The organism is Amycolatopsis japonica (assembly GCF_000732925.1).
GTDB lineage: Bacteria > Actinomycetota > Actinomycetes > Mycobacteriales > Pseudonocardiaceae > Amycolatopsis > Amycolatopsis japonica.
Window position 1 is genome coordinate 4,299,725 of the sequence record NZ_CP008953.1, and the last position, 12,842, is coordinate 4,312,566.

General features: G+C 70.3%; 11 protein-coding genes. 5 read left to right on the forward strand and 6 right to left on the reverse strand.

Going from position 1 to position 12,842, the window contains the following annotated elements:
• The first annotated feature begins 2 nt into the window (after window positions 1–2).
• The 4 genes from AJAP_RS20015 to AJAP_RS20030 all read left to right on the forward strand — a co-directional run bounded on the left by AJAP_RS20015 (window position 3) and on the right by AJAP_RS20030 (window position 4,275).
• Window positions 3–1,406, forward strand: a complete 1,404-nt coding sequence (locus tag AJAP_RS20015; RefSeq protein WP_038513963.1) for a sensor histidine kinase — start codon at window positions 3–5, stop codon at window positions 1,404–1,406.
• Window positions 1,403–2,344 (forward strand): TAXI family TRAP transporter solute-binding subunit, encoded by a 942-nt coding sequence (locus AJAP_RS20020; RefSeq protein ID WP_038513965.1) that lies wholly within the window; start codon window positions 1,403–1,405, stop codon window positions 2,342–2,344. The genes AJAP_RS20015 and AJAP_RS20020 overlap by 4 nt, the downstream gene beginning before the upstream one ends.
• A 166-nt stretch (window positions 2,345–2,510) precedes the next feature.
• Window positions 2,511–3,773, forward strand: a complete 1,263-nt coding sequence (locus AJAP_RS20025) for an alpha/beta hydrolase family protein (RefSeq protein ID WP_084098258.1) — start codon at window positions 2,511–2,513, stop codon at window positions 3,771–3,773.
• A 70-nt stretch (window positions 3,774–3,843) separates the two neighbouring features.
• Complete coding sequence (locus AJAP_RS20030; RefSeq protein WP_038513971.1) at window positions 3,844–4,275, forward strand: acyl-CoA thioesterase; 432 nt, start codon at window positions 3,844–3,846, stop codon at window positions 4,273–4,275.
• On the opposite strand, the gene AJAP_RS20035 is transcribed toward AJAP_RS20030, so the two are convergent.
• Window positions 4,263–5,858, reverse strand: coding sequence for an alkaline phosphatase D family protein (locus AJAP_RS20035; protein ID WP_038513974.1), 1,596 nt, complete (start codon window positions 5,856–5,858; stop codon window positions 4,263–4,265). The two genes, AJAP_RS20030 and AJAP_RS20035, sit on opposite strands and share 13 nt — an antisense overlap.
• A gap of 112 nt (window positions 5,859–5,970) precedes the next feature.
• Between AJAP_RS20035 and AJAP_RS20040 the strand changes: the two genes are divergently transcribed.
• Complete coding sequence (locus AJAP_RS20040; RefSeq protein ID WP_038513977.1) at window positions 5,971–6,432, forward strand: tRNA (cytidine(34)-2'-O)-methyltransferase; 462 nt, start codon at window positions 5,971–5,973, stop codon at window positions 6,430–6,432.
• 354 nt (window positions 6,433–6,786) lie between these two features.
• Here the strand turns inward: AJAP_RS20040 and AJAP_RS20045 are convergent, their stop codons facing one another.
• From AJAP_RS20045 to mobA, 5 genes are all read right to left on the reverse strand, one after another.
• The gene (locus tag AJAP_RS20045) at window positions 6,787–7,767 is read right to left on the reverse strand and encodes a VWA domain-containing protein (RefSeq protein WP_016334115.1); all 981 of its coding nucleotides are present in this window, start codon (window positions 7,765–7,767) and stop codon (window positions 6,787–6,789) included.
• Window positions 7,764–8,648, reverse strand: coding sequence for a DUF58 domain-containing protein (locus AJAP_RS20050; RefSeq protein ID WP_225950060.1), 885 nt, complete (start codon window positions 8,646–8,648; stop codon window positions 7,764–7,766). The genes AJAP_RS20045 and AJAP_RS20050 overlap by 4 nt, the downstream gene beginning before the upstream one ends.
• A 69-nt stretch (window positions 8,649–8,717) precedes the next feature.
• Window positions 8,718–9,788 carry an AAA family ATPase gene (locus tag AJAP_RS20055; protein ID WP_037305078.1) on the reverse strand — a complete coding sequence of 357 codons (1,071 nt, stop codon included), beginning with the start codon at window positions 9,786–9,788 and terminating at the stop codon, window positions 8,718–8,720.
• 92 nt (window positions 9,789–9,880) lie between these two features.
• On the reverse strand, window positions 9,881–12,157 hold the full coding sequence (locus AJAP_RS20060; RefSeq protein ID WP_038513982.1) for a hypothetical protein: 2,277 nt from the start codon (window positions 12,155–12,157) through the stop codon (window positions 9,881–9,883).
• Between the two features lie 44 nt (window positions 12,158–12,201).
• Complete coding sequence (gene mobA / locus AJAP_RS20065) at window positions 12,202–12,744, reverse strand: molybdenum cofactor guanylyltransferase (protein ID WP_038513985.1); 543 nt, start codon at window positions 12,742–12,744, stop codon at window positions 12,202–12,204.
• Window positions 12,745–12,842: the final 98 nt, after the last annotated feature.

The window sequence follows — 12,842 nt, forward strand, 5'->3', positions numbered from 1 at the left end:
CGGTGCGCACCCGGCTGCTGGTCGTCCTCGTCGCCCTCGCGCTGACGGTGGTCGCCGCGTTCGCGATCCCGCTGTTCGGGTCGACGGCCGCACAGCGCACGCAGCAGCTCGTGATCGCGCGCAACGCCGACGTCGACCGGTTCGTCGTCCTCGCCCAGCAGGCGGTCGACGCCGCCGACCCGACCGCGCTGGCGGTCGACGCCGCGCGGTATTCGTCGTTATACGGCGAAGCGGTCGTGGTGGTCGACGCGCGCGGCGTACCGCTGGTCGAAACCGGCGGGATGACCGCCGCGGAACCGGTGGTCCGCTCGCTCGTCGAGGCCGCGTTGCGCAACCAGCCCGCGAAAGGGCCGGAGCAGCTCAGCCCGTGGTCGGCGGATCCGGTCCATTTCGCCCGTCCAGTGGGCACCGGGACCCGGGTGGCCGGTGTGGTCGTGCTCCGCGCGTCGGTGACCACGGCGGCGGCCGACGTCGCCGCCCGCTGGGCCGCGATCGTCGCGGGCGCGGTGCTGGTCGCGGCCGTGTTCGTCCTGCTCGCGGTCCTGCTGGCCCGCTGGATGGTGCGGCCGCTGCACGAACTGGAGACCGGCGTGCAGGCGGTGACCGAAGGACATCGCGCGCAGGTCCCCGAGCGGGCCGGGCCCCGGGAGCTGCGGTCGCTCGCGACATCGTTCAACCGGATGTCCGACGCCGTCGTCGAGTCGTCCGAACAGCAGCGGCGGCTGGTCGCGGACGCGTCGCATCAGCTGCGGAATCCCATGGCCGCCTTGCGGTTGCGGGTGGATTCGCTCGCCGCGCAGGTCGACGGCGACGGCCAGCGGGCCTACCGGGCGACCGTCGCCGAGGTCGAGCGCCTGGAGTCCCTGCTCGACGGGCTGCTCGCGCTGGCGCTCGCCGAAAGCGCCGCGACCCGGCTGGCCGCGGGCGAATCCGGCGACGAACCCTGCGATCTCCCCGCCGTCCTGGCGGAACGGGTCGACGCGTGGCGGCCCTCGGCCGAAGACGCGGGAGTGGGCCTCGCGGCGTCGGAAGGCCACGACGAGCCGGTGCCGGTGCGGTGCGAGGAAAGCGAACTGGCCCAAGTGCTGGATGTCCTGCTGGACAACGCGGTGCACTACGCGGGACGCGGCGCCACGATCACCACCGGCTACGAAACCGGCGAGACGACGGCGACGCTCTTCGTGTCCGACAACGGTCCCGGACTGTCCGAAGAGGACAGGGAACGCGCGACCGAACGCTTCTGGCGTGCCGGTGGCGACGGCGCCCCGCGCGGCACGGGTCTCGGCCTCGCGATCGCGAGCCAGCACGTACTCGCCAGGGGCGGGAAACTCGAACTGCGCGAGGCGGAACCGCACGGCCTCGAAGTCCGCGTCGAACTCCCTCTCGCGGCAGGGGAAAAACCATGACCGTCACCAGGCGCACCGCGCTCCTCGCCGGGCTCGCGACGCTCGCGGGCTGTTCGACCGCGGGCTACCGGGGCCAGGAGCGAGAGGTCGTCATCGCGGCGGGCGAGAGCGGCGGCTTCTATCTGGCCTTCGCGGAACTCCTGGCCCAGCAATTGAACCGGGCGGAACCACGGCTGCGGGCGAGCGCCGTCGCCACCGAGGCCAGCGTCGAGAACCTGCGGCGGCTGCGGGACGGCAGGGCCGATCTCGGGCTCGTCCTCGGAGACGTCGCCGAGTCCGCTTTCCTCGGCGCGGAGCCGTTCTCCGTCCCGATCGCGTTCTCGGCCATCGGCCGCGTCTACGAGAACTACCACCAGCTCGTCGTCCGGGTGGACGGCGGTGTGCGGTCGCTCGCCGATCTGTCCGGACGGCCGGTGGCGATGGGCGCGAGCGGGTCCGGCGTCGCGGTGTTCAGCTCGCGTCTGTTCGCCCGCGCCGGAGTGCCCGTGAAGGCGAAGAACCTGCTCCTGGGCGAAGCGATCAACGCGCTGGCCGCGCACGAGGTCGACGCGCTGCTCTGGTCCGGCGGGATCCCGACCCCCGCGCTCACCGAACTGAACCGCACCACCCCGATCACGCTCCTCCCGCTCGACGGGCACCTTCCCGCCCTGCGCGCCGGCTACGGACCCGTGTACGACCAGGTCCACGTACCGGCGCAGGCCTATCAGGGCGTCGGCGAGCTGCGGACTATCGGCGTCGCGAACCTGCTGCTGGCCGCACCGTCATTGCCCGACGACGTCGCGGCCGCGGTGGCACGCGTGCTGGCCGCGCACGCCGCCGACCTCGTCCCCGCGGCCGCGGTGGGAACGCAGTTCCTCGACGTCCGCACGCTGATCGGTACCGGGAAGGTCCCGCTGCATCCCGGAGCCGCCTCGGCCTACCGTGCCCTGCACGGGTGATCACGGCTCCATCTCCAGAGGGATGCGCGTCGCACCCGGGCGCTGCCAGGGTCGGAAACAGGCGGCCATCGGGCCGCCCCGATCCGAAAGGACTCCAGCAGTGGGCGGATTCATGCGGTCGTCGCAACATGGCCGACATAGGACAGTGTCATCGAGACACACCAGGGTGGTGCGGGGTTCGGCGCTGATCGCGGGCCTCGCGCTCGCGGGCGGGCTCGCCACGGCGGCCCCCGCCGTCGCGGCCGACCAGGCCAAGCTCACCGCACCGGCCCTCACCGGCCCCTACGACGTCGGCACCACCGACCTCCACCTCGTCGACCCGTCCCGCCCGGATCCGTGGAAACCGGAGCGGCGACGGGAGCTCATGGTCACCGTCACCTATCCGGCGGACCGGTTCGCCGACGGCCCGCGAGCGCCGTGGCTCGCGCCCGGGGTGGGTTCCGTCCTCGACCAGGTGCTGGCGAGCGAGGACTACCTCGGTCTGCCGGCGGGCTCCATCGACTGGGCCTCGGCGAAGCGGCGGGCCGAACTCGGCGTGCCCGTGGCGCACGGCGCGCCGAAGCCCGTCACGCTCTTCTCCCCGGGCTTCGGCGGCCCTCGCGAGACGTACACGGCGATCGTCGACGACCTGGCCAGCCGCGGTTACGTGGTCGTCTCGCTTTCGCACACCTACGAGAGCGCCGCGGTCGAGTTCCCCGGCGGACGGCTCGAAACGGCCGTCTCGGGCGAAGGTCCCGAGTTCATGAAGAAGGCGCTCGACGCCCGCGTCGCCGACAGCCGGTTCGTCCTCGACCAGCTGGCGAAGATCACTCGCGGGCAGAACCCGGACGCGGAGAACCGGCCGCTCCCCCGCGGGCTCGGCTGGTCGCTCGACCTGTCCAGGGTCGGCGCCTACGGCCATTCCTACGGCGGGTTCACCGCCGGCGAGACGATGGTCCACGACCGCCGCGTCGATGCCGGGATCAACCTCGACGGCGCGATGGCGAGCGCGATCGGCTACCCGCCAGGCAGCGTCTACGTGCCAGGAGAGGTCACCAAACGCGGTCTCGACCGGCCGTTCATGCTGATGGGCGCCGAGGGCACCGACGAGACCGGCAAACCGCTCGAACACACGCACCGGCATCCCGAATTCGACCGCAGCTGGGCGGATTTCTGGGCCAACCAGCGGGGCTGGAAGCGTGATCTGTACCTGCGCGGCGGCAGCACGCACATGGCCTACAGCGATCTGCAGGTCGTCGTGCCGCAGCTCGGTTCGCGTGTGACGCCGGACAAGCGGGAGGCGGTCATCGGCACCATCGATCCCCGCCGTTCCGTGGCCGCGCAGCGGGACTACATCGGCGCGTTCTTCGATCTGCACCTGAAGGGCCGGGACCGGCACCTGCTCGACGGCGAGTCGCCGCGTCATCCGAACATCGATTTCATCGACTGACCGGACGCGCGTGAAGGCCCCCTTCCCTCGGCTCAGCCGAGGGAAGGGGGCCTTCACGTAGGTTGGAACCGTGACAGAGCCACGGAAACCGATCGTCGAGATGCCACTGCGCGTGCGCTACCACGAATGCGACGGGCAGGGCATCGTGTTCAACGCGCACTACCTCGCCTATGTGGACATGGCCATGTTCGAGGCGGAGAAAGCCCTTTTCGGCTCCCACCAGGAGGCGCTGGCCGCCGGTGTGGACGTCGTCGTCGCCGAATCGAATCTCCGCTACCGCGCGCCGTGCCGTTACGACGACGAACTGGTCGTCGCCGTGTACCTGAACCACCTCGGCACCACGTCGCTGATCATCGACTTCGAGATCACCCGCGACGGCCGGCTGTGCGCGGAAGTCAAGACCCGCTACGTCTTCGTCGACCCGTCGACGCTCACGAAGGCGGCGCCGCCCGCGGCGGTACGCGAGGCGTACGCCGCCTTCGTGCCCGCTCAGGCGGACTGAACGCCGGGCCGCCGATCTTCGACGACGTAACTGGCCCGCGTGCTGATCGGCGCTCCGGGGGTGTTGACGAACGGCACCACCCGGAAGTCACTCCGCCAGCGCTGCCGGTTGACGTTCACTCGGACGTAGCCCCGCTGGCTGTTGAAGAACTTCATGTGCGGGTTGGCCTTCAGCAGGGTCTCACCGCCGGGCGTCATGTCCGCGCCGTTGCCACCGCTGGTGATCGACGTCCCGACGAACTCGCTCGCCACGGTGGGCGAACCGGGGTCGTTGAAGTCGCGCTTGAGGTCCCAGGCGTAGTTCTGGTGCCTGTCGCCGGTGATGACCACCAGGTTCCGCACCCCGCGGTCCTGCGCCGCGGCGAGCACGCGGTCGCGGTCGGCGACGTAGCCGTCCCACGGGTCGAGGTAGACGTTCGTCGCCTCGCCCGCGTCGGTGTCGGTCTGGCCCATCGGCGCCTGGTTGCCGAGGATCTGCCACCGCGCGCGGGACCGCGAGAACCCGTCGAGCAGCCACGTCCGCTGCTCCGAGCCGAGCAGGGTGCGGTTCTCGTCGAACCGCTCGGTGCAGTTCGCCGACTGACCGTCGCCGCACGGCTGGTCGTCGCGGTACTGGCGGGTGTCGAGCATGGTGAAATCGGCCAGCGTGCCGTAGCTGAGGCGCCGGTGAAGCCGCGCGTCCGGCCCCTTCGGCAGCTGGGCGATGCGGTACGGCAGGTGCTCGTACATCGCCTGGAACGCCTCGGCCCGCCGCTGCCGGAACACCGCGCGGTCCTGGTCCGGTTCCTTGTCGATCTGCGAGATGTCGCCCGCCCAGTTGTTCTCGACCTCGTGGTCGTCGTTGACGTGGATCCACGGGAAGGCGGCGTGCGCGGCCATCAACGGCGCTTCGGACTTGTAGAGCGCGTACTGGAGCCGGTAGCGGGCCAGGTCGAAGGTCTCGCCCTTGAACTGCGATCCCACCGGCGTCCCGCGGCCGACACCGGTGACACCGCTTTCGTAGAGGTAGTCCCCCAGGTGCACGACCAGGTCGAGGTCCTCGGCCGCCATGTGGTCGTACGCGGTGAAGTGCCCGGCCTCCCAGTTCTGGCAGGACGCGAACGCGAAGTTCAGCTCACGAGGCGACGACCAGGCGACCGGAGCCGTCCGGGTGCGCCCGACCGGCGAGATCACGCCGCCCGTGCGGAAGCGGTAGAAGTACTCGTGATCCGGCGCGAGACCGTGGACCTCGGGGTGCACGGAGTGACCGAGTTCGGGCGTGGCGACCACGGACCCGCGGCGGACGACGGCGCGGAAACGCTCGTCCAGCGACACTTCGTACTCGACACGGACCGGCGTGCGCGGCATACCGCCGAACCCGTCGGCCTCGTAGGGCTTCGGCGCGAGCCTGGTCCAGAGCACGACACCGCCGGGCAACGGATCGCCCGACGCGACACCGAGGGTGAACGGGTCGCCGGCACCGCGAGCGAGTGGCATCGCGCCGGCGGCGTTCCAGGCACCGGTCCCCAGCAGGACGGCGGCCGCGCCGGCGGAGCCATAACCGAGGAAGCGACGCCGCGACAGGGGGTGAGGGAGCGAAGGCATGTAAGCCCTCCTGTGGTGGGATGGTCACGGGCGGGCCTCATGCTCGTCCGGCTTGATGGCCGCCCGGCCGCGCTCAGGCGAAGCGCCCGTGAACGAAAGACGATCAACCCTCGTGTTCCGCATCCTGTTCTACCGCCCCGAAATCCCGCCCAACACGGGTAACGCGATCCGCTTGACCGCGAACACCGGCTGCGAGCTCCATTTGGTGGAGCCGCTCGGTTTCACGCTGGAGGACAAGCAGTTACGGCGCGCCGGGCTCGACTACCACGACCTCGCGCGCGTCCACGTCCACGCGGATCTCGACGCGGCGTGGGCGGCCCTGTTACCCGCCCGGGTCTACGCGTTCAGCGCTTCGGCGACGCGGCTGCACACCGACGTCGCGTACGAGCCCGGCGACGTCCTGATGTTCGGGCCGGAGTCGGCGGGGCTGCCTCGTGACGTGCAGGAGTCGGCTGAGGTGACCGACCGGGTACGGCTGCCGATGCTGCCGTCGAGCCGGTCGCTGAACCTTTCGAACACCGCCGCTATCAGCGTGTACGAGGCTTGGCGGCAGAACGGCTTCGCGACCCCGTAGCCGCCCGCTCCCGAATGCCATGAAAGGTCCTTTCCTTGCAAATTTTGCAAGGAAAGGACCTTTCATAGCACGCTCGGGGGCCGAATCAGGCAACACATACGGGCCGCCGGGTGGCAAGTCGTGCTCGACGATGGCGCGTCGCCGAGCCGCCCGCCGACGGCGTGGTGAAGGCCTCCTTGCCTACCCTGAAGGTAGTGAAGGGGGCCTTCACCACGCCGTCGGCATGGCAGTTGGCGAGCCTGTGATCAGTCCCCGAGCCGGACCGCGTTGCGAAAGCCACTTTCGCAACCTTCAACGTTGCGAAAGTGGCTTTCGCAACACCGGCTTCGGCCCGAACTCGGTCGAAAAGCCCATCTAAGGCAATCGCTGCCCCAGGAAGAGCGAAGCCGCGGCACCGATCATCAGCACCAACGTCCCCAGGATGACCCAAGGACGACTCGCGTCGGCGTCCTTGAGCTCGTACCCGATCTGCTCGCCGAGGTCGTCGTACACGCGTTTCAGCTCGTCCGCGCTCGCCGCCTTGTAGAAGTCGCCGCCCGAAAGCCGCGCGATCTCCTCCAGCGATTCGTCGTCGACCTTCACGTCCTGCGGTTTGCCGTCGATGTCGACCGAACCGTGCGTGGTGCCGAACGAGATCGACGAGATCGGGACCTGAGCCTGCTTCGCCGCCTGAGCAGCCGTATAGCCGCCACGCGGGGCGTACAGGTCGTCCGGGACGGTCTGCTTGCCGTCACTCATCAGGACGATCCGGGCGGGCGGCGGGCCCTCCGCGCCACCGACGATCGCCGAGAAGCTCTCGATCGACTGCAACGCGGCGAAGATCCCTTCCCCGGTGGCCGTCGACTGGGCCAGCTTCAGGTTGTCGATCGCCTTCACCACGCCACCGCGATCGGTGGTCGGCGCGACCAGCACGGTCGCCGTCCCCGCGAAGGAGATCAGCCCGAGGTTCACGCCGGGAGTCATGTTCTGCGCGAACGACCGCGCCGACTCCTGCGCCGCCTTCAGCCGGGTCGGGGCGACGTCGGTCGCCTCCATCGACAGCGAGGTGTCGATCACCAGCATCACGGTGGCCCGGTTGCGGGGCACCTTCTGCTCTGCCGTCGGACCGGCGAGCGCGACGGTGAGCACCAGCAGCGAGAGCACGATCAGGATCGCGGGAACGTGCCGCACCCATCCCTGGCTCTTCGGCGCGACCTTCTCCAGCAGTTCCAGGTTGGCGAACCGCATGGTGCGCTTGCGCCGCGCGCGCTGGGACAGCACGTAGCCGACGGCCACCGCGGCGACCGCCAGCAGCAGCAGGAACCACCACGGCGACGCGAATCCGGTGAGGCTCACGCGACACCACCGGACCAGCGGCGCTTGCGGGCGACCACGAACCGGACCATGTCGGCGATCCAGTCCGAATCGGTGCGCAGCACCAGATGCGCGGCACCGGCCCGGCGCAGCGCGGCCGCGACCTCCTGCCGGTGTGCGTGCGCCGCGGCGCCGAATTCCTTGCGCAGCAAGGCCGAAGCGTGCACTTCGCGCTGTTTCCCTGTCTCCGGGTCGGCCAGCACGACGGTGCCCACGTCGGGCAGGTCGATGTCGCGCGGGTCGAGGACTTCGATGGCGATGAGGTCGTGGTGCCCGCCGAGCGCCCGCAACGGACGCTGCCATTCGGTGTCGCCGAGGAAGTCGGAGATCACGACGGCGAGCCCGCGACGACGCGGCGGACGGCGCAGTTTCTCCAGTGCCGCGGCGAGATCCCCGCGGACACCTTCCTCGGCACGCGGGGTCTCGGCGATCTTGCGGACCAGCCCCCGCGCGTGCGGGAGCCCGCCGCGCGCCGGGATACGCGTGATGCTGCCCGCTCCGTTGGAGACGAGCGCGCCGATCCGGTTGCCGCCACCGCCGGTCAGATGCGCGACCGCGGCCGTCGCGCAGACGACCAGGTCGCGTTTCTCGCACAGCGCCGTGCCGAAGTCGAGACTGGCGGACACGTCCGCCACCAGCCACGTCTCCAGTTCGCGGTCGGCGACGGTCTCCCGGATATGCGGGCTCGTCGTGCGCGCGGTGACCGCCCAGTCCATCCGGCGGACGTCGTCACCGGGCTGGTACGGCCGGGCCTCCCCCGGTTCCGAACCGGGCCCCGGCACCAGGCCGAGATGGTTTCCCTGCAGCAGCCCGTCGAGACGGCGGCGCACGTCGAGTTCGAGCGTGCGCAGGCCCGCCTCCATCCGCTCCCCGCGGAGTACCGGCGGAGCCCAGGAAGGACGTTCGCCCTTCTCGTTCTTCACTCGGATTCCTTACCTGACGGGTGCGCCGGCCGGGACCGGGCCGCCCTGCCCGGCGCCGCCCTGCGGACGGGCCGAGACCTGCGGCAGCGGCACGGTCTGCAGCACCCGCGTGATGATGTGGTCGATGGGGACGCCGTCGGCCAGCGCGTCGTAGGACAGCACGAGCCGGTGACGCAGCACGTCGGGAACGACGTCGACGACGTCCTGCGGCAGCACGTAGTCCCGCCCGCGGACCAGCGCCAGCGCGCGGGCCGCGGCGATGATGCCGAGGCTGGCACGCGGCGAGGCGCCGTAGGACACCCAGCCCGCGACGTCGGCGAGGCCGTGGTCGTTCGGCGTACGGGTGGTGAGCACGAGGCGCACGACGTAGTCGACGAGCGCGTGGTGCACGAAGACCTGCGAAGCGACGTTCTGCAGCCGCACCAGCTCGGCCGGGCTGAGCACCTCTTGCGGGGTGGGCGGGGTGACACCCATCCGGTAGATGATCTCGCGCTCTTCCTCGGCCGTCGGGTACTCGACGACGATCTTGAACAGGAAGCGGTCGCGCTGCGCCTCGGGCAGCGGGTAAACACCCTCGTTCTCGATCGGGTTCTGCGTGGCGAGCACGAGGAACGGGTCGGGCATCGGGAAGGTCTGGCCGCCGATCGACACGTGCCGCTCGGCCATCACCTCCAGCATCGCCGACTGCACCTTGGCGGGCGCGCGGTTGATCTCGTCGGCGAGCACGAAGTTCGCCACCACCGGGCCGAGTTCGACGTCGAACCGCTCGGCGCCCTGCCGGTAGATCCGGGTGCCGAGGATGTCGGCGGGGACCAGGTCCGGGGTGAACTGCACGCGCGAGAACGAGCCGCCGACCACTCGCGCGAAGGTCTCGACGGCGAGGGTCTTCGCGACACCGGGCACACCTTCGAGCAGAAGGTGTCCCCTGGCCAGCAGGCCGACCAGCATCCGCTCGACCAGCCTGTCCTGGCCGACGATGATCCGCTTGACCTCGAACACGGTCCGCTCCAGCAACTGGGCGTCCCGCGCCGGCGTTCCGGGCTGCTGCTGCGCGCCGTCGGCGTAGCCGGGCTCGGTCACTCGTGCCTCCTGTGTTCCCCGCTTGCGTTCTTGCGTCCGGATGTGACCGTAGTGGTCGGTGACACAGCCGTTCGTGACGGTAGCCAACCCGATCAGCGGTATGACGGCTGTGAAGGGGCCTCGCCGCGGAACTTCACCAGGTCGTCCCACGCCTGTTTCGGATGCATCGCCATCCGCTGCCGGACGACGGCGAGCCGGTGCAGGCGGGGCGTCAGCCGGTCGCCGGTCAGCGTGTCGTCGAAGACCTCCAGCACGGTCGCGCAGAACAGCACGAAACAGCCGCTGTGCCAGCGCAGATCGCTGATCGCGGCGGCGTCGGTGTCGCCGTCGGCCACCAGTCGTTCGGCGATCGCGGCCAGCGCTTCCGGCTCCTCCGTGCCCGGCATGCCGAGCAGTTCCGTGGTCAGCGCGACCAGTTCCGGCGATCGGTCCAACGTGGCCGCGGTGGCGATGAAGGCGCGGGCCTTGCCCGCCAGCTCCCCCGTGACGAGGCTTCGCGCGACGATCTCCAAAGACGGCTGATAGACCTCGTTCGCGAGATCGACCATCTCCGTGGCGCAGCGTTTGAGGTCGCGGGGCAGGCCTCCCGACAGACAATGGGCCAGGTAGCAGAACTGTTCGGAGATCCCCCGCAACCGCAAGGCGATCCAGAGCCTGCTTTCGTCCAAAGTGAACGGTTCGAGCCGCACCATCTCCGAGAAAGCGCTGTCGAAGGCGTCCCGGACGCCGAGCCCCCGCTGTTCGAAGCCGAGGACGGCGTCGTCCGAGACGGACACGAAGAACAGGCACCCCGGAACGTCGAAGACGCCCTTCACGTCGTTGATGAACTGGTGCGCCTTGCCGGGCTCGCCGATCTTGTCCAGTTCGTCGATCGCGATCACCACCCGGCCGGCGACCCGCTCCACGTCGAGCCGCCGAGCCGCCTCTTCGGCGAACTCGCGGAACTTGTCCACGACCTCCGGATGGGTGAGCTGCTGTTCGGCACGCTGAGTCGACCAGGTGCGGCCCGCTTCCCCCTTCAGCGGCATGCTGAGCTTCCCGGACCATCCGGTCGTGTAGGTCTGCAGGAACCGGATCCGGTCGAGTTGCTGTTCGGTGAGGCGACGGAAGCCCGCCAGGCGGATGTCCCGGCGCCGCGCGATCAGCAGCCGGACGACCGCGGCCCCGGACGTCACCACGCCGAACACCAGCCGCAGCAGGAACAGTGAGACCACTCCGAGAGCGAAGAGCTTCGCCGTGGACTGTCCCGTCCACACCTGCTGAGGCGTCACGCGCCCGTTGGCGACATCGAGGGCGAGCGTCCAGAGGTCCTGCCAAGGCGTCCCGCCCCACAGCAGCCAGACGGCCGACGCCGCCACTCCCCAGAACACCAGGAACGCCAACGCCTTCCGAAGTGAACGCCCGAGCATCCGCCGCCGACGGAGACGGCCGGACACCGTTCGCGCGCCCTTCGAGATCTTCGCCAGCACCGCCTTGCAGAGCAAAGCGTGCAGGTGCAGCACGAAGTCGCGGGCCTCGTACGCGGCGGGCGCGGAGGCGACCACGACCAGTGGCGCCGCCCGGTCCGACCGGCTCAGCAGGCCCTGTTCCAGCGAACGGATCGACGTGGTCTTGCCGGTCCCCCGGTGCCCGGCGAGCGCGACGGCCACCGAATCCGCCCGATCGACGATCCGCCGCAGCCGTTTCACCGCGGCCGTCCGCACGAGCCCCGCTTCCAGCTCCTCCGAGGCGTCCGGCTCTTCGAAGACGAGCTCCAGGCCCGAGCGGATCCGCCGGTGATCCCGCAGATGGTCCCGGAGGGCGGGCAGGACGATCTCCCGCAGCGCGAACTCCCACCGGTCGCCCAAGCCGACCATCTCCGGATGTGCCCACTCCTCGGTGCGTTGCCAGCCCTCGGTGACGAAGAGCCCGGGGATCCGGCGGCCGATGACCAGGACGGCCATCCCGATCACGCCGCCGAGCCCCAGCACGCCGACCAGCTGGAACGGCAACGGCATCGACGACCACGTCAGCTGCAGGATCCGGAGGTACCCGACGAGAAGCGCACACGTCACGAGCAACCAGCCCGCCTCACGGAAGGTCACCCGCCGGAACGGCAGGCGACGGGGTCGTTCGAAGACCACGTCCGCCCGTTCCCGCGCCATCCGGATCCGCGCGAGCGCGGTGACGTCGCCGAGCACGGCCGTGCGGGCGTCTTCGGCGCGCAGCCCCTCCTTGCGAAGTCCCGAAGCGATCTCCGGTTCGGTGAGCGCTTCGTCGAGCACGGCCTCCAGCGCGAGCAGCGCGGACCACGTGTCGAAATCCTCGATGAATCCCTCGCCGTCGCGCAGGAGGTCCGACTCGTACTCGTCCGGATGCAGGTCGCTCACCGGCTTATGATGCCGAACCACCCGCCCGCGTTCCCCGGCTTCGGTCAGGAAAACCTGTCCAGATCCTCCGGCGTGTCGATGTCGGCGCTCTCGCCGGGCTCCTCGGGCACGTCGACGATCTCCAGACCGCCCAACGTCCGCCGAAGCGACGCGTTCTCCACCGTTTCCGGCAGGGCGTCGCGCAAGGCCTCCGCACGCCAGGCGCCGAGCAGCCACTGCCGCTCCCCCGTGGCGTCGACCAGCACGGCCCCCGAAGCCCGGCCGAGCGCCGCCATCAGCCGGTCCACAGTGGACTTCCGGACGCCGGCGAGATCACCGGCCAGTACCACGACGAGCTCCGTGCGCACCAACGCGAGCCCGGCCGCCAGCGCGGCCACCGGACCGGTTCCCGGTGACGATTCCCTGGTCCAGACGACGTCGCCGAATCCCGGCCGTTCCGGCCCGACGACGATCACCGGCTCCGCGTCCGCGAGGGCCGTCAAAGCCCTGGCCAGCAACGGTTTCCCGCCGACGGGGAGCGCGGGTTTGTCCACACCGGACAGCCGACGCGCGGCGCCGCCCGCCAGCACGATCCCCGCGTAGGACACGCCTAGCCTCTGTCTCTCGAAGCGCGCTTTCGGATTTCCGCAGCCGGGCCGCGGCATGGGGGAGCTACTCGCTCAGCCGTGTCAACGGCCCGCCTCCG